The following is a 20,214-nucleotide window of genomic DNA, read 5'->3' on the forward strand; positions in this document are numbered from 1 at the left end:
AGCCGCGCGCCGTGCCACCAGTCAGGTACCTCGCGATGTGGAAGTAGGTCGAGATTGCGATGAGCTCTCGATGAGTACGCGATGAGTACGCGATGGGTACGCCCATGAAGTAGCGACAGTCCGGCGGACGAGACCCCCGGACTCAAGACAGGAGTGAAGTGGCTAAGGTCCGGGTTTATGAACTCGCCAAGGAGCTTGGCTTGGAGAGCAAGGCCGTCATGGCCAAGCTCACCGAGCTCGGTGAGTTCGTCCGTTCGGCGTCCTCGACGATCGAGGCGCCGGTCGTACGCAAGTTGACTGACGCGCTTGGTGTGGCCCCCACCGGTGGTGGCGCTGCCAAGCCGGGCCCGCGGAAGCCCGCGGCGCCCCAGCCCGCGGCAGGTGCCGCGGGTGCGCCCAAGCCGGGCGCCCCCACCCCGGGACCGCGGCCTGCCGCGACCCCGGGTCCCCGTCCCACCCCGGCCGCCGCGGCTCCCGCCGCCCCGGCCGCCCCCGCGGCTCCGGCCGCCCCCGTCGCCTCGCGTCCGGGTGCGCCGACTCCGGGCCCGCGCCCGGCCGCGCGTCCCGCCGCTCCGGCGGCCCCGGCCGCGCCCGCGGCCGAGTTCTCCTCGCCGGCTCCGGCCGGTGCCGAGGCCCCGCGTCCGGCCACCCAGGCCCAGCGGCCGAGCGGCCAGGCCTCCGGCGGCGCCCGTCCGGGCCCGCGTCCGGCCGGCCCGCGTCCGGGCAACAACCCGTTCACCTCGGGCAGTGCGACCGGCATGGCCCGCCCCGGCGACCGCCGTCCGGGCGCTCCGGGTGCCCGTCCGGGTGCTCCGGGTGCGCAGGGCGGCGACCGTCCGCGTCCCGGTGGCGACCGTCCGCGTCCCGCCGGTGCCCCCGGTGCCGACCGTGGCGCCCCGCGTCCCGGTGGTGACCGTCCGCGTCCGGGTGGCGCTCCGGGTGCCGACCGTGGCGCCCCGCGTCCCGGTGGTGACCGTCCGCGTCCCGCCGGTGCCCCGGGTGCCGGTGCGCCGCGTCCCGGTGGCGCTCCGCGCCCCGACGGCATGCCGCGTCCGGCCGGTCCGCGCCCCGGCGCGCCGTCCCCGTCCGGCATGCCGCGCCCGAACCCGGGCATGATGCCGCAGCGTCCGGCTCCGGGCCCGCGTCCGGGCCCCGGCGGCCGTGGTCCGGGTGGCCCCGGTGGCCGTCCGGGTGGTCCGGGTGCCGGTGGCGCCCGTCCGGGCTTCCAGGGTCGTCCGGCCGGTCCGGGCTCGCGTCCGGCCGGTGGCGGCGGCTTCGGCGGTCCGCGTCCGGGTGGCGGTGCCCCCGGTGGTGGCGGCGGCTTCGGCCCCCGTCCCGGCGGCTTCGGCGGTCGTCCCGGTGGCCCGGGTGCCCGTGGTGGCACGCAGGGTGCCTTCGGTCGTGGCCCGGGCGGTCGCCCGGCGCGCGGTCGCAAGTCGAAGCGGGCGAAGCGCCAGGAGTACGAGGCCATGCAGGCCCCGTCCGTCGGCGGTGTGATGCTCCCTCGCGGCAACGGCCAGACCGTTCGCCTGTCGAGCGGCGCCTCGCTGATGGACTTCGCGGAGAAGATCAACGCCAACCCGGCCGCGCTCGTCTCCGTCATGTTCAACCTCGGTGAGATGGTCACCGCGACCCAGTCGGTCTCCGACGCGACCCTCGAGCTGCTGGCCGGCGAGATGGGCTTCCAGCTGGAGATCGTCAGCCGGGACGACGAGGACCGCGAGCTGCTGGAGTCGTTCGACATCGACTTCGGTGCCAACGAGGGCGACGAGGACCAGCTGGCCCCGCGCCCGCCGGTCGTCACCGTCATGGGTCACGTCGACCACGGTAAGACCCGCCTGCTGGACGCGATCCGCAAGTCCAACGTGGTGGCCGGCGAGGCCGGTGGCATCACCCAGCACATCGGTGCCTACCAGGTCGTCACCGAGGTGAACGGCGAGCAGCGCCCGATCACCTTCCTCGACACCCCGGGTCACGAGGCGTTCTCCGCCATGCGTGCCCGTGGTGCCAAGTCCACCGACATCGCGATCCTGGTGGTCGCGGCCAACGACGGTGTCATGCCGCAGACGGTCGAGGCGCTCAACCACGCCAAGGCCGCCGGTGTGCCGATCGTGGTCGCCGTCAACAAGATCGACGTCGAGGGCGCCGACCCGACGAAGGTCCGCGGTCAGCTGACCGAGTTCGGTCTGGTGGCCGAGGAGTACGGCGGCGACACCATGTTCGTCGACATCTCCGCGCGCCAGGGCCTGCACATCGACCAGCTGCTGGAGGCCGTGGTCCTGACCGCGGACGCCTCGCTGGACCTGCGGGCCAACCCCGAGCAGGACGCGCAGGGTATTGCCATCGAGGCCCACCTCGACAAGGGCCGCGGTGCCATGGCGACCGTCCTCGTCCAGCGCGGTACCCTCCGCGTCGGCGACTCGATCGTCGTGGGCGACGCCTACGGCCGCGTCCGCGCGATGCTGGACGAGAACGGCAACAACCTCGCCGAGGCCGGCCCGTCCCGTCCGGTGCTGCTGCTTGGTCTGACCTCGGTGCCCCGCGCCGGCGACAGCTTCATCGTCGTCGACGAGGACCGCACCGCCCGTCAGATCGCCGAGAAGCGCTCGGCCCGCGACCGCAACGCCGCCTTCGCGCAGCGTCGGGTCCGGGTGTCCCTGGAGGACCTGGACAAGGCCATCGCCGCCGGCTCCATCGAGCAGCTCAACCTCATCATCAAGGGTGACGTCTCCGGTTCGGTGGAAGCCCTCGAGGACGCCCTCGTCAAGCTGGACGTGGGCGAGGAGGTCGAGCTCCGGGTCCTGCACCGCGGTGTGGGTGCCATCACCGAGTCCGACGTGGACCTGGCGATGGGCTCGGACGCCATCATCATCGGCTTCAACGTGCGCGCCGAAGGCCGTGCGCGCACCGCGGCCGACAAGGAAGGCGTGGACGTCCGGTACTACTCGGTCATCTACCAGGCGATCGAGGAGATCGAGAACGCCCTCAAGGGCAAGCTCAAGCCGGAGTACGAGGAGGTGCGCCTCGGCGCCGCGGAGATCCGCGAGGTCTTCCGCTCCTCCAAGTTCGGCAACATCGCCGGTGTCCTGGTCCGCGACGGCATCATCCGCCGCAACACCAAGGCCCGCCTGCTGCGCGACGGCAAGGTCGTGGCGGAGAGCCTTACCATCGAGGGTCTGCGCCGCTTCAAGGACGACGCGACCGAGGTCCGCGAGGGCTTCGAGGCCGGTGTCACCCTGGGGTCGTTCAACGACATCAAGGTCGACGACATCATCGAGACCTACGAGATGCGCGAGAAGCCGCGCGCCTAGTCGGTGTCAGCCGGGGCCGGTCGACGGGTGGTATTTCCGTCGACCGGCCCCGGTCTCGCTGTGTAGGGTCCGGGTACCCGCCGGTCACGGCGGCGGTCCGGTTCTTCCGGGCCGTAACGTCCCCGAGGCCTTCCAGGTCGGCGAGACCTGTCATACATGTTCGTGGGAACACTCACTTTCGACCTGCTGCTGGGCGACGTCCACTCGCTCAAGGAGAAGCGTTCGATCGTGCGGCCCATCGTGGCCGAACTGCAGCGCAAGTACAGCGTGTGCGCTGCCGAGACCGGGAACCAGGACCTGCACCGCAGGGCCGAGATCGGCCTGGCGGTGGTCTCCGGCGAAGCCGGGTACGTCACCGAGGTCCTGGACAGCTGTGAGCGGTTGGTCGCCGGCCGCCCCGAGGTACAGCTCCTCTCCGCGAGGAGGAGGTACCACAACGACGACGACGAATGAGAGCTGTGGAGCCGCTCGGCGGAAGTCGCCGTTCTCACACAGATCAGGACCGAGAGCGCCCGCAAGGCCGGGCGCGGGCCGGTACTTTGGGGCGTGGGCCCCGTCGGGTGCGCAACTCGCCCGGGTACCTGGCCCATTGCACGAGGAGGCAACGTGACCGACACCGCAAGGGCGCGCAAGCTCGCCGACCGCATCCAGGTGGTCGTCGCCCAGACCCTGGAACGGCGGATCAAGGACCCGCGACTGGGGTTCGTGACCATCACCGACACCCGGGTGACCGGCGACCTGCGCGAGGCCACCGTCTTCTACACCGTCTTCGGTGACGAGACCGAGCGCGAGGCCACCGCGGCCGCGCTGGAGAGCGCCAAGGGCGTGATCCGCTCCGAGGTCGGCAAGATCGGGGTGCGCTTCACCCCGACGCTGACCTTCGTCGCGGACGCACTGCCGGACAACGCCCGGAACATCGACGACCTGCTCGACCGGGCCCGGCACTCCGACGCCGAGGTGCGCACGCAGGCCGCCGGGGCGAGCTACGCCGGCGACGCGGACCCGTACCGGGTCCCGGCGTCCGAGCGTGACGACGAGGACGAGTAGTCATGGCGGGTGAGCCGGCGCAGGCCGCCTCGCGAGCCGGATCGACCACGGGGGCGTCCTCCACCAGCACGGTGGAGGGTGCCCTCGCGGCGCTCCCGGGCCCGCGCGCCGAGGAGAGCGGGTTCGAGCTGGTCTGGCAGCAGGTGGTGGCGGAGATCGGGCGGGCCCGTTCGATCGACCTGATCTGCCACATCTGCCCGGACGGTGACGCGCTGGGGTCCTCGCTGGCCGCCGCGCTGGCGCTGCGCGCGCTCGGCAAGCAGGTGCGGGTCTCCTTCGGCGACGACCCGCAGATCGTGCCGGAGTCGCTGACCTTCCTGCCCGGCCAGGAGCTGATCGTGCCGGCCGCCGAGGTGCCGGACGAGCCCGAACTGGTGCTCTGCTTCGACGTGGCCGCGGAGAGCCGGCTCGGCCTGCTGCACGAGAAGGCCTTCGCCGCGCCCGTCCTGGTGGTGTTCGACCACCACGCCTCCAATCCGGGCTTCGGCACCCACCAGCTGATCGACCCGACCGCGCCGGCCACCGCCGTCCTGGTCGACGAACTGCTGCGCCGGCTTGGCGTGGAGCTCGACCGGGACCTGGCCACCTGCCTCTACACCGGCGTCGCCACCGACACCGGCTCGTTCCGGTACCGGGCCACCACGCCCGCCACCCACGAGCTCGCCGGCCGGCTGCTGGCCACCGGCATCCGGCACGACCTGATCTCGCGGCGGCTGTGGGACACCTCCTCGTTCGGCTACCTCAAGGTGCTCGCGGGCGCGCTCGACCGGGCTGTCTACGAGCCGGAGGCGGCCGACGGCCTCGGCCTGGTGTGGACCTGGGTGCCGTACCAGGACCTGGTGCTGTTCAGCGTCACGGTCGAGGAGATCGAGGGGCTGATCGACATCCTGCGCCGCCCGGCCGAGGCCGAGGTGGCGCTGGTGCTCAAGCAGGACCCGGACGGCACGCTGCGCGGCTCCTCGCGCTCCAAGGGCGGGGTGGACGTCGCCGCGGCCTGTGCCGAACTGGGCGGCGGGGGCCACGTCTACGCGGCCGGATTCAGCGTCCGGGAGGACGTGGCCGCGGTGGTCGAGCGGTTCCGGAACGCGCTGCGGCCGGTACGTTGACCGTCCGCTGACGTCCTCCGAAGTTTGCAGGTTGTCCGAAGTCTCCAGAGAAAGAACCCGATGAAGCGCAAAGGCACCGGCCCGGACGGCCTGGTGATCGTCGACAAGCCCGAGGGCATCACCTCCCACGGGGTCGTCGCCAAGTTGCGGTGGCTGGCCGGGACCCGCAAGGTCGGGCACGCCGGCACGCTGGACCCGATGGCCACCGGCGTGCTGGTGATCGGCGTCGAACGGGCCACCCGGCTGCTCGGCCACCTGATGCTCACCGCCAAGACGTACGAGGCGACCATCCGGCTCGGCCAGACCACCGTCACCGACGACCGGGAGGGCGAGGTCACCGCCTCGGCCCCGGCCGACGCCGTCACCCGGGAGGCGATCGACGCCGGGATCGCGGCGCTCACCGGCGAGATCATGCAGGTGCCGTCCAAGGTCAGCGCGATCAAGATCGACGGCAAGCGCTCGTACGCCCGGGTGCGCGAGGGCGAGGACTTCGAGCTCGCCGCCCGGCCGACCACGATCCACTCCTTCACCGTGCACGAGCAGCGCGCGGCGGTCGCCGAGGACGGCACCCCGGTGATCGACCTGGACGTCACCGTCGAGTGCTCCTCCGGCACCTACATCCGGGCGCTGGCCCGGGACCTGGGCGCCGGGCTGGGCGTCGGCGGGCACCTGACCGCGCTGCGGCGCACCAAGGTCGGGCCGTACGGGGTGGAGTCGGCGCACACCCTGGAGCAGCTGGAGGCCGCGGTCACCGGCGAGCCCGCCGAGGGGCTGCAGGTGCTGCCGATCGCGCAGGCCGCGGCGGCCGCCTTCCCGCGCTGGGACCTGGACGAGGCGTCGGCGCAGAAGCTGTCGCACGGCTCCCGGCTGAAGGCGCCCGGGCTGGGCGTGGACGGGCCGATCGCGGTGTTCGGGCCGGACGGGCGCTTCCTCGCGCTGGTCGAGGAGCGGGACGGGCAGGCCAAGCCGGTCGCGGTCTTCGTCGGCTGATCGCCCGCCAATCGTCACCCCCGTCGGGAGTCCTCCCGACGGGGGTTTCGCGTTCCCGGGGGCCCCTTTCACCCGAACGGGAAAGGTCACCCGCGCGAGGGAGCGCACGAGGTGAACGCCCGTGGTGAGCGGCGCGGGCGCGGTCGGAGCGCCGCCCCGGCGGGAAGGCTCCCGGTGGCGGGCGAGCGACGGTCGAGGGGGCACTCATGCCGGGGTTTCTGGAAGGCGATCCGGGGCGGCACCTGCTGCGGATCCGCGACCTCAACGGGCGGCTGCACGGCTTAGGGTTCGTCGCCGACCCGCAGGGCGCGGTGCTCACCGCGCACGAGAGCGTGGCCGGACTGGACCGGGTCGTCCTGCACACCCCCGGCGGACAGACCCGGGTGCTCGGCCCGGACGCCGTCCTGCCGCTGCCCGAGCACGGGCTCGCGCTGCTGCGCACCGACGCGGTCGGCGGGCTGCCGGTGCCGCCGCTGCCGGTGGCCGCCGTCGGGGCCGGGCACGAGGTGCTGCTGCCCGCGCTGGCGGGCGAGGACGGGCGGGTGGTCGCGCTGCGCTGCGGGCTGCTCGGGGTCACCGGCGCCGGGTACGGCGGGCACCCGCTGGGCGGGGTGCTGCTGGACGTCCCGGTGGTCGGCGGGGTCTCGGTGCCGGCCGGCTCGCCGGTGCTGGACGCCCGCAGCGGCGCCGTGGTGGCGCTGGCCGCGCCCGCCGTCCGGGGGCCGTGGCACGGCGGGGAGCTGGCGGCGGTGGCGGTCGGTGGTGGGGCCTTGGAGGTCGCCGAGGCGCTGGCGGGGGTGCTGGCGCGCAACGCGGCGGGCGTGCCCGCGTACGGGCCGGCGCTCAACCTGGCCGGCGTGCTGCGGCTGACCGCCGCCCAGCTGGCGGCCGCCGGGGCCGGGCCCGGGCGGGTGGCCGGGCTGGCCGCGGACCGGGTGGACCGGCCGGACGGCCTGGCCGGGGACGAGCCGGCCGCGACCGTCAGCGCGCTGGTCGGCGCACCCGGCAGCGGGCGCTCCACCGAACTGGCCGCGCTGGCCGTCCGCCGCACCGGCGGCGCCCACCCGCTGCCCACCCTTTGGCTGCGCGGCGCCGACCTGCGCGCCGGGGACCGCTCGCTCGCCGAACCGGTGGAGCGGGCGCTGGCCGCGGCGGCGGCCGAACTGGGCACCCCGGCACCCGCGCCGGAGCCGGTGGCGGCGCTGTGCGCGGCCGCCGGCCGGCCGCTGCTGGTCGTCCTGGACGGCCCGGAGGAGGCCCCGGCCCGGCTGGACGCGCGCTGGCTGCGCGGCGCCGGGCAGTGGCTGACCGGCTGCGGGGCGCGGCTGCTGACCGCCTGCGGCGAGGAGCTCTGGGAGCGGCTGGCGGACGAGGACTGGGGCGACGGCGCCGGCGGCCCGCACCGGGCGGAGGAGCCACACCCGGCCGGGGACCTGAGCAGTGCGCCCACCGTCCGGATGGACGGCGGCCGCCCGGGCGGCCCGAGCCTGGCCGGGCACCGGCTGGGCCCGCTGCCGGCCGAGGCCGCCGAGCGGGTGCGCCGCCGGTACGGGCTGCCGCCCGGCCGGCCGGCCGCCGCCGAGGACGCCCGGCACCCGCTGGCCGTACGGCTGGCCGGGGAGCTGTGGGCCGAGGGGCTGCGGGACGAGGGGCCGCGGGACGCGCCGGTGCACCGGGGCGAGCTGTTCGGCGCCTTCCTGGACCTGCGCTGCCTGCGGGTGGCCCAGCGGTTGGCCGAGGACGGCCGGCCGCGCCGCCCGGGCGCCCACCGCCGGGGCGCCGCCCGGCCCGGCGGCCCGCGCCACGGGCGGGTGCGCCGGCTCGCGGCGGCGGTGGCGGGCCGGGTCCACGAGGCGGCCCGGCGGATGCTCGGCAGCGAGCCGGGCGGGCTGGACCGGACGGTCTTCGAGGAGCTCTTCCCGGTCGACGGCGGCTGGGCCACGGCGGTGCTCGCCGAGGGCCTGTTCGTCCCCGCCGGGCCCGGATTCCGGTTCGCCCACGGGGAGTTCGCCGACTGGATGCAGGGCCTGCACCTGGACCTGGACGCGGCGCTGCGGCTGCTGCTCGGCGAGGCCGCGGACACGCCGCCCGGGTCCGGGGACGGCACCGACGGTCCCCGCCGGCCCGCCGGGGTGAACCGGGTGCCCCGGCACCGGATCGGCCCGGTCGCCGCCGCGCTGCGCCGGGTCGCCGAGACCTGGGGCGCGCCCGCCCTGGACCCGTGGCTGCACCGGATCTGGCGCGCGCTGGACCTGCGCCCGCCCGGCAGCGAACCCGCCTGGTGGGCGGCCCGGTTGCTCACCAGCGGGCTGGCCGCCAGCCCGGACCGGTCCGAACACCGGGCGCTGCTCGACCAGTTGGCCGGTCGGATCGCCGAGCGGGCGGCCGCGACGGGCGGGGCGGCGACGCTCCCGGCCGGGCTCGGCCGCTTCGGACCGGCGTTCTGGACCGGCCTCGGACTGCCGGCCGAGGCCGAACTAGACCTGCTGCGCCGGCTGGTGCCCGCCGACGGCCCCGGGCAGCGCTTCCTCGGGACGGTGGCCGAGCGGCTGCGGGCCGACCCGGTCACGGTGTTCCCGCTGCTGTGCGCCTGGTTCGAGGATCCGCGCGGCCTGCCGGGCCGCCCCGGCAGCACCGTCGCCGACCTCGCCCACGACCTGCTGCACGCCCACCGGCGGCTCGCCCTGGACGAGTTGGCCGACGCCCTGGCCGCGGCCGCGCACCCGAGGGCGGACGCGCTGCTCACCGTGCTCGCCGCGGAGGAGCCGTCCGCGCTCTGCCGCGCGGTGGACCGCTGGAGCCACGACCGGCGGCCCGAACGGCACGTCGCGGCCGCCGTGCACGCGCTGCGGACGGCGCCGTACGCGACCGGGGCTGGCGCCGAACTGCTGCGGTTCACCGCGCTGACCCTGCTCGCCCGCGAGGACGAACCGGGCCTGCACGGCGCGGCGCTGGCCCTGCTGGTCGGCGACCCGGCGGCCCGGGCCGAGCACCTCCCGGCCGCGCTCGCCCTGCACCGGGCGGGCGGCGACGCCTTCCTCACCCCGAGCGCGCTCGCCCCGGCCCTGGAGAGCGACCCGGAGCCCGTCCTGGCCGTGCTCGCCGAGCACGTGGCGGCGCCCGGCCCGGCCACCGCCGAGACGCTGCGGGTGCTGGCCGACGCCGTCGCGCCGGTGGCCGTACGGCGGGGCGCGGAACTGGCCGCCCGGCTGCTGCGGGCGCACCCCGGGCTGGCCGGCCCGGTCGCCGTCGACTACCTGGGCCGCCGGCTGGCGCGCGCCGCGGCCGTCGGCCCGGCCGACCGGCTGGAGCTGCGGGTGGTGCTCGGCGCCGCGCTGGGCGCCCGGACGGCGGCCGTGCGGCGGCCGTTCGCCGAGGTGCTGTCCGTCCCGGTGGCCGACCCGGCGGCGGACGCGCTCCGCTGCGAGCTGCTGGACACCCTGCTCGCCGCCGAGACCGACCCGGTGGTGCTGACCGCCGTCGTGGAGCGGCTGGCCGAGCACTGCGCGGCCGAGCGGCCCGCCCGGGCGCGCGCGGTGCTGGCCAGGACCACGCCCGCGCTGCCGGGCGCCGACGAGCTGCTGGTGCGCTGCGCCGGACGCTCCGCGGCCTTCGCCCGGCTGCTGGTCCGGTGGCCGCGGGACGTCGCCCCGGCCGCGCCGGACGGCCCCCGGCTGGCCCGGATGCGGGCCCTGGCGGCGGTCGGCCGGGACCCGCAGTACGCCGCCGCGGAGGCGGAACGGACCGCGCCCGACCGGCCCGTACGGCAGCCGGTGCGCTCAACCCGCATTCCGGTGCCTGAGCCGGGGCAGGCGCATGGCACGCTATAGGGGTTCGGGTTTTGAGCGTTTGAGCGTACAGAGGGTACGCGCCGTACGGAACAAGGAGCGGTCAGGTGCAGCGCTGGCGTGGCCTGGAGGAGATCCCCGGTGACTGGGGACGCAGCGTCGTCACCATCGGCTCGTTCGACGGGGTGCACCGCGGGCATCAGCTGATCATCGGGCAGGCGGTCGAGCGCGCCCGCGAGCTCGGCCTCCCGTCGGTCGTGGTGACCTTCGACCCGCACCCGCGCGAGGTGATCCGCCCGGGCAGCCACCCGCCGCTGCTCGCGCCGCACCCGCGGCGGGCCGAGCTGATCGCCGAGCTCGGCGTGGACGCGGTCCTGGTGCTGCCGTTCACCACGGAGTTCTCGCAGGAGTCCCCGGAGACCTTCGTCCGGCAGGTCCTGGTGGACGCGCTGCGCGCGCGGGTCGTCATCGAGGGCCCCAACTTCCGCTTCGGGCACCGGGCGGCCGGGGACGTCGCGCTGCTCACCGAGCTCGGCGGGGCGGACGACTTCGAGGTCGAGGTGGTCGACCTGCAGGTGTGCGGCACGGCGGGGGACGGCGAGCCGTTCTCCTCCAGCCTGACCCGTCGGCTGGTCGAGGCCGGGGACATGGCCGGCGCCAACGAGGTGCTGGGCCGCCCGCACCGGGTCGAGGGCGAGGTGGTGCGCGGCGCGCAGCGCGGCCGCGAGCTGGGCTTCCCGACCGCCAACGTCGAGACCGTGCCGCACAGCGCCGTCCCGGCCGACGGCGTGTACGCGGGCTGGCTGACCGCCGACGGCGAGCGGATGCCGGCGGCGATCTCGGTCGGCACCAACCCGACCTTCGACGGCACCGCCCGCACCGTGGAGGCGTACGCCATCGACCGGGTCGGCCTGGACCTGTACGGGCTGCACGTCGCGGTGGACTTCCTGGCCTACCTGCGCGGGATGGAGAAGTTCGACTCCATCGACGCGCTGCTGGACCGGATGGCCGACGACGTCAAGCGCGCCCGCGAGCTGACCGACGGGCTCTGATCGGGGCCCGCCCCGAGAACGCCGGAAGGGCCCGCCGACCTGTGTCGGCGGGCCCTTCCCGTGCTCTCACCGGCTCTCACCGGCTCGTCACCGCGGGGGCGCCTGCGGCGGGTAGCCGTAGCCGGGCGGCGGGGGCTGGTAGCCGTCCGGCTCGGCGGGCGGGGCGGGCACCGGCGGCTGGCCCTGGGCGCCCGGGTAGCCGTAGCCGGGCTGCTGCGGGGCGCCCTGCTGCGGCGGCCAGGGCTGCTGCTGCGGGTAGCCGTACCCGGCCGGGGGCGGCGGGGTCTGGCCGGGCTGCGGCGCCCACGGCGCTCCCGGGGCGGGCTGCGGGGCCTGCGCCTGGCCCGGGTAGGGCTGCGGCTGCGGGGCCGGCTGCTGCTGCCAGGAGGCCTGCTGGGCGGCGGCCTGCTGGGCCCGGGCGATGTCCTCGCCGACCAGGGTGGCCAGCTCGAAGTACGCCTCGCGGACCTTGGGCCGCATCATGTCGAGGTTGACCTCGGCGCCGGCCGCCAGGCTCTCGTCGAAGGGCACCACGACCACGCCGCGGCAGCGGGTCTGGAAGTGCGCGACGATGTCCTCGACCTTGATCATCTTGCTGGTCTCGCGCACCCCGGAGACCACCGTGATGCTGCGCTGCACCAGGTCGGCGTAGCCGTGCGCGGAGAGCCAGTCCAGGGTGGTCGAGGCGCTGGAGGCGCCGTCCACGCTGGGGGTGGAGACGATGATCAGCTGGTCGGCCAGGTCCAGCACCCCGCGCATGGCGCTGTAGAGCAGGCCGGTGCCGGAGTCGGTCAGGATGATCGGGTACTGGCGGCCCAGCACGTCGATGACCTGGCGGTAGTCCGAGTCGTTGAACGTGGTGGACACCGCCGGGTCGACGTCGTTCGCCAGGATCTCCAGGCCCGAGTTCAGGTCCTGCGAGGTGAACTGACGGATGTCCATGTAGCTGCGCAGGTGCGGGATGGCCGTCACCAGGTCGCGGATGGTCGCGCCGGTCTGGCGCTTGACCCGGCGGCCCAGGGTGCCGGCGTCCGGGTTGGCGTCGATCGCGATCACCTTGTCCTGGCGCTCGCTGGCCAGGGTCGCGCCGAGCGCGGTGGTGGTCGTGGTCTTGCCGACCCCGCCCTTGAGGCTGATCACGGCGATCCGGTAGCAGCTCAGCACCGGGGTGCGGATGATCTCCAGCTTGCGGGACTTCTCGGCCGCCGCGGCCTTGCCGCCGAACTGGAACCGCGGCTGCTGGCGCTGCTGCTTGGGCTGGCTGCGCAGCAGCCGGTCCGAGGACAGCTCGACGGCCGCGGTGTAGCCGAGCGGCGCGCCGTGCGCGGTCTGCTGCGGGGCGGCGGCCTGCTGGAACGCGGCGGGCTGCGGGGCCGGCTGCTGCTGCCAGGGCTGCGCGGGGGCGGGCTGCTGCGCCTGCTGCGGCTGGGCGGGCTGGCCCGGCTGCGGCTGGCCGGGCTGGGGCTGGGCCGGCGGCGGGTAGGCGGCGGGCTGCGGCCAGCCGCCCTGGCGCGGGTCCATCGGGCCGGGCTGCGGGACCGGCGCGGGCCGCGGCTGCGGCTGCGCGGCGACGGGCGGCTGCTGGGCCGGGGTCGCCGCCTGCTGGGCCGCCCACGCGGCCTGCGGGTCCCAGGCGGCCGGCTGGTCCTGAGGGTTCTGGGGGTGCTGCGGGCTCAGCGGATGCTGCGGCGGGACCGGCTGGGCGGGCGGCTGCGCGTAGGACTGCGGCGGGGCGGGCGGCCCGGGCTGCGGCGCCACCGGGGCAGCCGGGTACGGCTGGGGCGCGGGCGGCTGCGCCAGGGCCTCGGCCGTCGGCCAGGCCGCGGCGGCGGGCTGCGGCTGCTCGGCGGTGGGGGAGGGCACCGGGGGCACGGGGGGCACGGGGGCCGCCACCGGGAACGGGACGTGCTGGGCCTCGGCCTGGACGGGCGGCGCCGGCGGCACCGGTGCCACGGGGGCCGGGGCGGGCACCGCCTCTGCCTGCGGCACGGGGACAGGGACAGGGGCCGGGCCGGGAAGCGGCGCGGGGGCAGGGGCCGGAGCGGCCAGCGGAGGCTGGGCCTGCTGCGGGACCGGAGCCTGAGCCTGCGCCACCTGAACCGGGACAGCCGGGGCCACCGGAGGCACCGCCGCCGCGACGGGCGCGGGCGCGGCGGGCTGCGCGTCGGCGAGCTGCGCGTCGGCAGGCCCGGCGGGCGCGCCCACCGGAGCCGCTGCCGGAGCCGCTGCCGAAGCCTGCGGAGCCGCCGAAGCCGCCGGCGTCTCCGTCTGCACGTACCAGGACGGGGGAGTGTAGTCAGGCGCGTCCGACCAGTCGTCGTCGTCCTCCGCCGCGTTGTCGCCGACGTAGACGCCGTCCCGATCGCTGCTCACTCTGGCTCCCTCGTGTTCGCCGCCGCTTGTTCAGCGGTGCCGTTGCCGCATCCCAGACTAGGCCGTACGGCAACCCCTGTTGAAGGCGGCTTCGGTTCCGCGGCGGCCCGCCGGGTGCGGCGAGCCGCCGCTCGGACCGTCCGCCCGGACCGTCCGGTCAGTCCATCCGGCGCGGGCCGCCGAGGACCTGCTGCTCGGCCTGTCCGGCCACCGTCCGTACGTACTGGCGCCGCACCCGGGTCGCCCACAGGGTGAGGTCGTCGCCGAGGGTGGGCAGGGTGGCCACGTCCTCCGGCGGGAGCGACAGCACCCGGCCGGTCAGCTCCGCCTCCTGGGGGGAGATCCGCTGCACGCCGACCAGGTCGGCCGCGTTGAGCACCCGGGCGGCGTTCGGGCCCAGGTACGGGAGCAGCGTCAGGGTGGTCTGCCAGGGCGCGGCGGAGAGCCGACTGCGCGGCGGGCGGGCGCCGAGGTCGCGCACCACCAGGACCGGCGAGGCGACCGAGGCGCCCTGCGGGCCGAGCCGGCCGACCTGGTGGACCGTCACGCACGGCTGGCCGCCGCCGGCGGCCTGGGCCATCGGGCCCCACAGCTGTCCGCGGGCGGTCTCCACCACGACCCGGGCGCCGATCGCGGCCGCCCGCAGCGCGATGACCTGGGCCGTCCACATGCCGCCGACCAGCACCAGGTCGTACGCGCTGGGGCGGAAGAGGCCGAGCACCGCGGGCAGTCCCTGCGGGTCGACGCCGATGACCACGCCGTCGTCGCCGACCGGGAAGGCCAGCGCGGCGAGGTCGGCCGGTTCGAGGACGTGCTTCTCCCGGCGCGGGCCGCGCAGGCCGAAGCCGGGCAGGATCCGCGGCCGGGTCCGGCGCTGTTCGGCGCCGGGCTGCGGGCCGAGGGCGGGATAGCTCTGGTACGCCATCAGGACGTTCCTCCCAGCGGCAGGGTGGCGAGCATGCCGGGGGCCTGCTCCAGGTCGAGCCGGACGAGGCCGAGGCCGGCGCTCTGCGCCCGGGTCTCCACCTGGCGGCCGACCTGGCCGACCTCGCTCTCGCTGCGCCCGGTCACCCGCAGGTGGCCGCTGACGGTCACCGAGTCGCCGGTGCCGTGCCCGGCGGTCAGGCTGAAGGTGCTGGCCAGGGCCGGGGAGCCGGTGATCAGGTTGACCAGGTCCGGGGCGGCGATCCGGCCGGGGGCGCCGCCGGGGCGGCTCAGCTGGGGCCAGCGGGAGATCCAGTAGGTGCTGTGCCAGCGGTCGTCGATCCGCCAGAACCGGTTGCCCTCCTGGGTGCGGCGGGTGGTGCCGCCGCCGCTGCCGGTGCCCTGGCGGCCGGCCACCGCGATCGGGTTGGCGCAGGCGGAGATGGCCAGGGCGGCGATCAGTTCGCGCTCGTCCAGCACGGTCGCGTTGAACCCGGCGCTGTTGAGCCGTCCGGCCAACTGGTCGGTCACCCGCTGCAGCGCCTTGCGGGCGCCCTCCTCACCGCCGCCGCGGGCCCGGACGGCGGTCGCCGCGCGCTCCGGGTCGAGCTTGAGGGCGACCCAGGTCAGCCGCAGCCCGGGGGTGGAGGTGCCGTCCGGCAGCTCGCGGTAGGCGCGGGCGGCCAGCGACTGCTCGGGCAGGTGCGGGGCCGGGGCGGGCTGGGTGTGCTGGACCAGCTGCACCGACTCCAGGGTGATGTCGTCCACCGTGAGCGCCGAGCAGACGACGTCCAGCGGCAGCGGCAGCGCGGTGCGCACCGGGCGCAGCGGCTGGTCCTTGGCCTGGACGAGCAGCAGCGAGGTGAGGAAGGTGCCGTCGCCGACCATGCCGGTCTCCCGGCGGACCGGCCGGCCGCCGAACTCGGCCTCGGTGGCGTGGGTGCAGGTGCGCAGCCCCGGTTCGAGCTCCAGCGCGGGTGCCAGCGCCGGGTCGGTGCCGGCCGGCGGCAGCAGCGTACGGGCCTGCTTGCGGCGGGACTTGAGGGCGGAGCGCACCCGCAGCAGCTCGGGGACGGTCCGGCCGCGCACGGGCACGACGGCGAGGACGACCAGCACCAGCGCGACCGCGCCGAAGCCGGCCGCGACCGGGCGGCTGATCGTCCAGCCGACCGCGACCAGCGCCGCCGCGACCTCGATCAGCACGAGCTGTTGGAGCTTCAACCGGCCGCCGAGCAGTCCGGGCCGGGGGTTGACGCGCACCTGGACGGCGCCGCCGCGGCCCTGGCTGCTCGGCGGCGGGACGGGCCCCGGCTCGGCGGCGGGGCCGCCGTGCTGAGCCCGGCCGGACCGGCGCGGCCTCCCGGCACCCGTGGTGCGGCGGCGTCCTGGAGCGGTCTGGCTTGGCATCCCCCGATGGCCCTCTCTTGATCCGTTGTCGCGGCCCGGCTGGCTGGTTCGCGGACCGTACCCGTACCGTACTCACCGTCTGCTGCCGCATCGTAGAGGGTTCGTGCCGGTTCGCGCCCGGCGGGTGGACCAGGGGCAGGTCGGTCTGACAACGTCCGACAACGTCTGACAAGGGGGACGACGAGGATGGCTTCGCGCCGGGACGAGCTCAACGCGTACACCTTCGCCCGCAAGCGCACGGTGGGGGCGTTCCTGCTGCCCGCGGGCGGCGGCAGTGACGAGGACGCGCCGCGTCCGGTGAAGGCGGTGCTGCCGAGCATCCTGGCCGGCGCGGTGGTGGTGGCCGGGTTCGGGCTCTGGGGGGTGTTCAAGCCCAGTGCCCCGCTGAAGTGGGACGACGGCAAGAACGTCATCCAGGGCAAGCAGTCGACCACCCGGTACGTGGTGCTGACGGATCCGGACGGCAAGACCAAGCGGCTGCACCAGGTGCTGAACATGTCCTCGGCGCGGCTGGTGCTGCCGGTCGACGCCAAGGTCGTGGTGGTCGACGACGGGGTGCTGGACCGGTACCCGAACCACGGTCCGACCATCGGCATCCCGTACGCGCCGGACAAGCTGCCGAGCAAGGACAACGCGAGCCAGTCGATGAAGTGGGCGGTCTGCGACCGTCCGGGCTCGGACGAGAAGCGCGAGACCGTCAACCAGGCGGTGTTCGTGGCGGCCGGCCAGGACGCGGCGGCGCTGGCGGCCAAGGACCGGATGCTCGGCCCGGACCAGCTGATGCTGGTGCAGCAGGCGGACGACCAGCAGGTGTCGGCCGCGCCGGTGCCCGGTCAGCAGGCCGCCGGGGGTGCGAAGACGTACCTGGTCGACGCCCAGGGCCGCAAGCACGAGATCGGCTCCCCGCAGTCGGACGACAAGGAGCGCAGGTCGCTGATCACCGCGGTCTTCGGGCCCAACGCGGCGGCGCAGCGGGTCAAGCGGGAGTGGCTGGACACCCTGGTGAACGGCTCCCCGATCACCTTCCCGCAGATCGACGGGGTGGCGGACAGCCAGGGCCCCAACTCCTCGGTGGGGCTGGGGAACGCCGCCGACCGCCGGGTCGGCCGGCTGGTGCACTACCAGGACCGCCACTACGTGGTCGGCAAGGACCGGCTCTACCTGGTCACCCCGTTCCAGGCGGAGCTCATCCGGCAGAACCCGGCGTACCAGATGCTCTACAAGTACGACCAGGACAAGAACCCGCGCAGCGACGGGATGACCCCGCTCGACCACTCCCAGTTCGACAGCGAGACCCGGCTGCCGGGCACCGCGGCCGACTGGCCGTTGAAGGCCGGCGCGCCGGTGAACAACTGGAAGGACCCGCAGGACGCCCGGTCGGTCGTGTGCAGCACCTTCGACGGTGTCGCCGAGGACGGCCGTACGCCCAAGCGCAGTGTCTGGGCCGGGACTTCGTATCCCGCGCAGTACAACAACGGGGCCGGCGCCGGGTACGTGACCCCCGGTCACGGGCTGTTCTACCGGGCGCTGGACAACGCCGCCGGCGGCTCCGGCACCGACTTCCTGATCACCGAGACGGGGCTGCGCTACGCCGTCCCGGCCAACGGCGACGGCGGCCGCGGTGCCACCCCCGCGCCGGGCGGGCAGCCCGGGCAGAGCGGCGCCCCGAAGCCACCGACCCCGCAGCCGGGCACCCCGAACCCGGGGGCGCCCGACCAGCAGTCCGGCCAGCAGTCCGGTCAGCAGCAGGGCCAGCAGGCAGGCCAGCAGTCCGGCGAGAAGCCGGACGAAACCGGCGGCAACCAGGCCCGGTTGGGCTACCAGGGGCTCCAGCCGCTGCCGGTGCCGCACGAGTGGTCGGACCTGGTGCCGGCCGGACCGCCGCTGACCGCGAAGAGCGCCGCCCAGCCGCAGAACGCCTGAGCGGCCAAGCGCGGCAACGGAATTGGCCGCAGTGTCATGGTCTGGTAACTACTCGGTGATCGATGTTGGGCGAGCTGCGTGTGCCGACTACAGTGCTGCTGGGCATCACACAGGTGATGCAGCGGTGGGGCCCTCCGGGGCCCTCCGTGCACGCAATTGTTTGTCTCATGGGGGACGGTGGAGCATGGCTCAGGGTCAGTTCACGATGACTGCTCAGGAGATGCTGGCTTTCGCCAACAAGATCGAGCAGGCCATCGGCAAGATCGAGGCTGAGCGGGTCAAGCTCATCAGCACGGTCTCGGGCATCACCAATGGCTGGCAGGGTCAGGCGGCGACGGCCTACACGAATCTGCAGAACCACGTCAACGACGACATCGCGAAGCTCAAGGAGTCGCTGTCGGCGATCAAGCACGCGATCGAGCAGACCACCAAGCACTACTCGAGCACCGAGGAAGAGCAGAAGGCGATGTTCTCCAACGCCCAGGGCTGATCGCCGTACCCGCGCTGATCACCGCTCTGTTCCGAACCGCCGCTCGGCGGGGAGTCCGCCACTGACCGCGGGGCGCCCCGCACCCTCGTCAAGGGAGACAACGTGTCCGACCACATCCTCGTCAACTTCGAGACCGTTCACAACGCCGCCGAGGAGGTCAAGGCCTCGGCCGGCCGCATCGAGAGCATGCTGAGCGACCTCAAGAAGGACGTCACCCGGATCGCCCAGAGCTGGCAGGGCAAGGCCCAGGAGGGCTACAACGTCCAGCAGGCCAAGTGGGACTCCGCGGCCGCCGACCTGCACACCACCACCACGCAGATCGCGACCTCGCTGGAGAACGCCGCGCAGAGCTACCGCACCACCGAGGACAGCAACGCCAAGCTCTGGGCGCACTGACGACGGGTTCCCCGAGGGGAACGACAAGGGGCGGGTACCCGGCGACCGGGCACCCGCCCCTCGGCGCGCGGCACGGGTGGACGACATGAGGGGTGGCAGGGTGTCCGGACGCGGGTACCGGAAGACGGCCGCGGCACTGGCCGCGCTCGCGGTGCTGGGCGGCCCGCTCGCCGCCCCGGCGTACGCCGACGGCGGGCCCGGGCTGGCCGCCGCGGGCGACTGCCCCAAGAACGCGCCCGACGTGCAGACCGTGCCGTGGTCGCTGCAGCGCCTGCTGCTGGACGAGCTGTGGCAGGGCGGACGGACCACCGGCAAGGGCGTGAAGGTCGCGGTCATCGACACCGGGGTCGACCGGAACAACCTGCAGCTGGCCGGTCAGGTCGTGGCCGGCGACGCGGGCCCGCAGCTGGTCGACAAGGTCCAGGAGGGCTCCAACCTGCTGGTCAACCGGGAGACCAAGGAACCGGTCCCCGGCAAGTCCACCGAGGACCCGGTCGGTCACGGCACCAAGGTGGCCGGGATCATCGCGGCCCGCCGGAGCGAGCGGACCGGCTTCGTCGGGCTGGCCCCCGACGCCCAGATCCTGTCGATCCGGCAGAACGACAGCGACGGCAACGGCGACGTCTCGACGCTGGTGAGGGCCATCCACGAGGCGGTCGCGGCCAAGGCCAAGGTCATCAACATCTCCCAGGACGTGCGCGGCGCGGGCGACGCCCACTTCGGCGGCTACCCGGAGCTGAAGGCCGAGATCCAGGCCGCCGAGGACGCCGGCGTCGTGGTGGTCGCCTCCACCGGCAACGACGGCAAGGAGGGCGACACCTATCCGGGTGCGTTCCCGACCGTGCTGGCCGTCGGCGCCTCCGACCGCAACAACGAGCGCGCCCCGTTCTCCCAGTACGGCGGCTTCGTGAAGGTCGCCGCGCCCGGTGTCGACATGCTGTCCACCGTGCCCGGGAGCGGCCAGTGCGTGGACAACGGCACCAGCTTCGCCGCCCCGTACGTCTCCGGGCTCGCCGCGCTGCTGGTCGGCGCCCACCCGGCCTGGAAGCCCGCCCAGGTGCGGGCCTGGATCGAGCAGACCGCCCAGCGCACCAAGCGCGACCCGGACGTCTTCGTCGGCTGGGGCGTGGTGGACCCGGTCAAGGCCGTCACCAAGGCCCCGGACGTCGCGCCGACAGCCGCCGTCCCGGACGCCCCGGTGCAGCTCGCCTCCGCGCCGATCGTGCCGCGGCCGGTCGGCCTCGGTGAGACCCAGGCCGACCGCGACGGCCGGACCGCGACGTACGTCCTCGGCGTCGGCGCGCTGCTGGTCGCCCTGCTGATCGGCGGCGGCGTGGTGCTGCGCGACCACCGGCGCAAGTCCGCCGACTGACCCGGACGCCCGTGCACACGGCGGTGCCCCGGGCT

At 75.2% G+C, this 20,214-nt stretch carries 14 protein-coding genes; 11 read left to right on the forward strand and 3 right to left on the reverse strand.

Annotated elements, in window-relative coordinates:
- Positions 1-158 precede the first annotated feature (158 nt).
- The 7 genes from infB (at position 159) to IE332_RS35350 (ending at position 11,294) form a co-directional block, all read left to right on the forward strand.
- Complete coding sequence (infB, locus tag IE332_RS35320) at positions 159-3,311, forward strand: translation initiation factor IF-2 (RefSeq protein WP_189924694.1); 3,153 nt, start codon at positions 159-161, stop codon at positions 3,309-3,311.
- Between the two features lie 156 nt (positions 3,312-3,467).
- Positions 3,468-3,764 (forward strand): DUF503 domain-containing protein, encoded by a 297-nt coding sequence (locus IE332_RS35325; protein WP_030289887.1) that lies wholly within the window; start codon positions 3,468-3,470, stop codon positions 3,762-3,764.
- A 153-nt stretch (positions 3,765-3,917) separates the two neighbouring features.
- Positions 3,918-4,358, forward strand: a complete 441-nt coding sequence (gene rbfA, locus IE332_RS35330) for a 30S ribosome-binding factor RbfA (RefSeq protein WP_189924696.1) — start codon at positions 3,918-3,920, stop codon at positions 4,356-4,358.
- 2 nt (positions 4,359-4,360) lie between these two features.
- Complete coding sequence (locus IE332_RS35335; RefSeq protein ID WP_189924698.1) at positions 4,361-5,464, forward strand: DHH family phosphoesterase; 1,104 nt, start codon at positions 4,361-4,363, stop codon at positions 5,462-5,464.
- A 60-nt stretch (positions 5,465-5,524) separates the two neighbouring features.
- The gene (truB, locus tag IE332_RS35340) at positions 5,525-6,454 is read left to right on the forward strand and encodes a tRNA pseudouridine(55) synthase TruB (protein WP_189924700.1); all 930 of its coding nucleotides are present in this window, start codon (positions 5,525-5,527) and stop codon (positions 6,452-6,454) included.
- Positions 6,455-6,660: 206 nt separating this feature from the next.
- Positions 6,661-10,284, forward strand: a complete 3,624-nt coding sequence (locus tag IE332_RS35345) for a serine protease (RefSeq protein WP_189924702.1) — start codon at positions 6,661-6,663, stop codon at positions 10,282-10,284.
- Positions 10,285-10,349: 65 nt separating this feature from the next.
- Entirely contained in the window at positions 10,350-11,294 is a 945-nt protein-coding gene (locus IE332_RS35350) for a bifunctional riboflavin kinase/FAD synthetase (RefSeq protein WP_189924704.1), read from the forward strand.
- Positions 11,295-11,381: 87 nt separating this feature from the next.
- On the opposite strand, the gene IE332_RS35355 is transcribed toward IE332_RS35350, so the two are convergent.
- The 3 genes from IE332_RS35355 to eccE form a co-directional block, all read right to left on the reverse strand.
- Positions 11,382-13,283 (reverse strand): MinD/ParA family ATP-binding protein, encoded by a 1,902-nt coding sequence (locus IE332_RS35355; RefSeq protein WP_308437652.1) that lies wholly within the window; start codon positions 13,281-13,283, stop codon positions 11,382-11,384.
- 541 nt (positions 13,284-13,824) lie between these two features.
- Positions 13,825-14,592, reverse strand: coding sequence for a hypothetical protein (locus IE332_RS35360; protein WP_189924708.1), 768 nt, complete (start codon positions 14,590-14,592; stop codon positions 13,825-13,827).
- A complete protein-coding gene (gene eccE / locus IE332_RS35365) occupies positions 14,592-15,998 on the reverse strand; it encodes a type VII secretion protein EccE (RefSeq protein WP_229929165.1) in 1,407 nt (468 codons plus the stop codon). Before eccE ends, IE332_RS35360 begins: the two co-directional genes overlap by 1 nt.
- A gap of 186 nt (positions 15,999-16,184) precedes the next feature.
- Here eccE and IE332_RS35370 point away from each other — a divergent pair, with 186 nt between their 5' ends.
- The 4 genes from IE332_RS35370 to IE332_RS35385 all read left to right on the forward strand — a co-directional run bounded on the left by IE332_RS35370 (position 16,185) and on the right by IE332_RS35385 (position 20,179).
- The gene (locus IE332_RS35370) at positions 16,185-17,921 is read left to right on the forward strand and encodes a type VII secretion protein EccB (RefSeq protein WP_189924716.1); all 1,737 of its coding nucleotides are present in this window, start codon (positions 16,185-16,187) and stop codon (positions 17,919-17,921) included.
- A 184-nt stretch (positions 17,922-18,105) separates the two neighbouring features.
- Positions 18,106-18,411 (forward strand): WXG100 family type VII secretion target, encoded by a 306-nt coding sequence (locus IE332_RS35375; RefSeq protein WP_189924718.1) that lies wholly within the window; start codon positions 18,106-18,108, stop codon positions 18,409-18,411.
- A 102-nt stretch (positions 18,412-18,513) separates the two neighbouring features.
- Positions 18,514-18,807 (forward strand): WXG100 family type VII secretion target, encoded by a 294-nt coding sequence (locus tag IE332_RS35380; RefSeq protein ID WP_189924720.1) that lies wholly within the window; start codon positions 18,514-18,516, stop codon positions 18,805-18,807.
- 85 nt (positions 18,808-18,892) lie between these two features.
- Positions 18,893-20,179 (forward strand): S8 family serine peptidase, encoded by a 1,287-nt coding sequence (locus tag IE332_RS35385; RefSeq protein ID WP_189924722.1) that lies wholly within the window; start codon positions 18,893-18,895, stop codon positions 20,177-20,179.
- Positions 20,180-20,214 lie beyond the last annotated feature (35 nt).

The sequence above is a fragment of the Kitasatospora xanthocidica genome (assembly GCF_014656195.1).
GTDB classification, from domain to species: domain Bacteria; phylum Actinomycetota; class Actinomycetes; order Streptomycetales; family Streptomycetaceae; genus Kitasatospora; species Kitasatospora xanthocidica.

Bases quoted from the DNA above. Each gene is read 5' to 3' on its own strand.
- IE332_RS35375 (WP_189924718.1), top strand. From the start codon at position 18,106: ATGGCTCAGGGTCAGTTCACGATGACTGCTCAGGAGATGCTGGCTTTC.
- IE332_RS35335 (WP_189924698.1), top strand. From the start codon at position 4,361: ATGGCGGGTGAGCCGGCGCAGGCCGCCTCGCGAGCCGGATCGACCACG.
- truB (WP_189924700.1), top strand. From the start codon at position 5,525: ATGAAGCGCAAAGGCACCGGCCCGGACGGCCTGGTGATCGTCGACAAG.
- eccE (WP_229929165.1), bottom strand. From the start codon at position 15,998: ATGCCAAGCCAGACCGCTCCAGGACGCCGCCGCACCACGGGTGCCGGG.
- IE332_RS35360 (WP_189924708.1), bottom strand. From the start codon at position 14,592: ATGGCGTACCAGAGCTATCCCGCCCTCGGCCCGCAGCCCGGCGCCGAA.
- IE332_RS35370 (WP_189924716.1), top strand. From the start codon at position 16,185: ATGGCTTCGCGCCGGGACGAGCTCAACGCGTACACCTTCGCCCGCAAG.
- IE332_RS35325 (WP_030289887.1), top strand. From the start codon at position 3,468: ATGTTCGTGGGAACACTCACTTTCGACCTGCTGCTGGGCGACGTCCAC.
- IE332_RS35385 (WP_189924722.1), top strand. From the start codon at position 18,893: ATGAGGGGTGGCAGGGTGTCCGGACGCGGGTACCGGAAGACGGCCGCG.
- IE332_RS35345 (WP_189924702.1), top strand. From the start codon at position 6,661: ATGCCGGGGTTTCTGGAAGGCGATCCGGGGCGGCACCTGCTGCGGATC.